1 tRNA gene and 1 rRNA gene (1 of these 2 cut by a window edge) are annotated in these 2,500 nt (G+C 42.4%); both read left to right on the forward strand.

Features of this window, described 5'->3' with window-relative positions:
• Positions 1 to 777 precede the first annotated feature (777 nt).
• Positions 778 to 2,295: ribosomal RNA gene (locus GB234_RS14725) — 16S ribosomal RNA — on the forward strand.
• Between the two features lie 199 nt (positions 2,296 to 2,494).
• Positions 2,495 to 2,500: transfer RNA gene (locus GB234_RS14730), tRNA-Ile, on the forward strand; it runs 68 nt beyond the window's last position.

Below are 2,500 nucleotides of genomic sequence, written 5' to 3' on the forward strand. Positions count from 1 at the left end.
GTCTCTGTGTTTATTTTGTTGGGTACTTTTTTATAATAATTTGGTATATATATATTAAGGTATAGATGTGATTTAACATTTGTTTTTGGTTAAGATCTGAGTTTCCAAACAGTTAAGAAAGGAATGATATTTTTTATAAAAAAATTTGATTTTTTGTTTGGTTTTAAAAGGAAAGAGGTTGTACATTTGCACCCGCTTTGAGAGGGAGATTATTACTCTTTATAAGTTAGATTAAACGTTCTTAAATTTATTTCGAATTATTTTTCAAAAAGCTTTGTGGTTTTAAAAACAGTAGTATATTTGCAGCCGCTAAGAAAATGAGTTTAGCTTGTAATTTCAAGGCGAAAAAGTTCTTTAAAAATAATTTAATTTTCTTTCAAAAAAGGTTGTGAGGTTTGTAAAACAGTTTTACATTTGCAGCCGCTAACAAAACGAGTTTATTTTGGGTTTAGTTAGCGAGAAAGTTCTTTAAAAAAAATAATTTTTTTTCTCAAAAAGGTTGTGAGATTTGCAAAACAGTTTTACATTTGCAGCCGCTAAGAAAACGAAGTAATTGACATGATGATTTGGTAACAAAAAGATAACGGTTCGATTCCGTTACATCAACAAGAAAAGTCTCTTATATAATAGGAGAGAGTTCATTGACATATTGAAATTGACAGCGTATTAAAACAAACTGGAAACGGTTGTTTTATTACAAAGAACTAAACTAAGAATAACATCTGAGAATTTTTTTGAGAGAGGACTTTTTTAGTATAATATTTTATTTAAGATTATACGATGAAGAGTTTGATCCTGGCTCAGGATGAACGCTAGCGGCAGGCTTAACACATGCAAGTCGAGGGGTAACAGGGAGCTTGCTCCGCTGACGACCGGCGCACGGGTGCGTAACGCGTATGGAATCTACCTTGTACTAGGGGATAGCCTTTGGAAACGAAGATTAATACCCTATAGTAAGTAATTGTGGCATCACTACTACTTTAAAGGTTACGGTACAAGATGACCATGCGTCCTATTAGTTTGTTGGTAAGGTAACGGCTTACCAAGACTACGATAGGTAGGGGCCCTGAGAGGGGGATCCCCCACACTGGTACTGAGACACGGACCAGACTCCTACGGGAGGCAGCAGTGAGGAATATTGGACAATGGGCGAGAGCCTGATCCAGCCATGCCGCGTGCAGGAAGACGGCCCTATGGGTTGTAAACTGCTTTTATACAGGAAGAAACACTCCCTCGTGAGGGAGCTTGACGGTACTGTAAGAATAAGGACCGGCTAACTCCGTGCCAGCAGCCGCGGTAATACGGAGGGTCCGAGCGTTATCCGGAATCATTGGGTTTAAAGGGTCCGTAGGCGGGCAGCTCAGTCAGTGGTGAAAGTCTGCAGCTCAACTGTAGAATTGCCATTGATACTGGTTGTCTTGAATTATTGTGAAGTGTTTAGAATAAGTAGTGTAGCGGTGAAATGCATAGATATTACTTAGAATACCAATTGCGAAGGCAGAACACTAACAATATATTGACGCTGATGGACGAAAGCGTGGGGAGCGAACAGGATTAGATACCCTGGTAGTCCACGCCGTAAACGATGGATACTAGCTGTACGGTAGCAATACTGTGTGGCTAAGCGAAAGTGATAAGTATCCCACCTGGGGAGTACGTTCGCAAGAATGAAACTCAAAGGAATTGACGGGGGCCCGCACAAGCGGTGGAGCATGTGGTTTAATTCGATGATACGCGAGGAACCTTACCAGGGCTTAAATGTAGTCTGACAGGCGTGGAAACATGCTTTTCTTCGGACAGATTACAAGGTGCTGCATGGTTGTCGTCAGCTCGTGCCGTGAGGTGTCAGGTTAAGTCCTATAACGAGCGCAACCCCTGTTGTTAGTTGCCAGCGAGTCATGTCGGGAACTCTAACAAGACTGCCGGTGCAAACCGTGAGGAAGGTGGGGATGACGTCAAATCATCACGGCCCTTACGTCCTGGGCCACACACGTGCTACAATGGTAGGTACAGAGAGCAGCCACTGGGCGACCAGGAGCGAATCTTCAAAACCTATCTCAGTTCGGATCGGAGTCTGCAACTCGACTCCGTGAAGCTGGAATCGCTAGTAATCGGATATCAGCCATGATCCGGTGAATACGTTCCCGGGCCTTGTACACACCGCCCGTCAAGCCATGGAAGCTGGGGGTACCTGAAGTCGGTCACCGCAAGGAGCTGCCTAGGGTAAAACTGGTAACTAGGGCTAAGTCGTAACAAGGTAGCCGTACCGGAAGGTGCGGCTGGAACACCTCCTTTCTAGAGCTTGCACTTACTTAATTGTAGTGCCAAGTAAATACGACAAGAAGTACTTTTTACAAAGAAATCTCTGCGCAAGTAGAGTACAAGAGGTTGTCTCTTGGTTTAGTTGTCAATTTTAATAATTTTTAAAGTCTAAAGGCTTTGGTTTCAGTATGACAATACTGATTACTGAATACTGAATACTAAAGACAGAGAAAGTCTC

It is taken from the genome of Patiriisocius marinistellae, assembly GCF_009014635.1.
In the GTDB taxonomy this organism is placed as follows: Bacteria; Bacteroidota; Bacteroidia; order Flavobacteriales; family Flavobacteriaceae; genus Patiriisocius; species Patiriisocius marinistellae.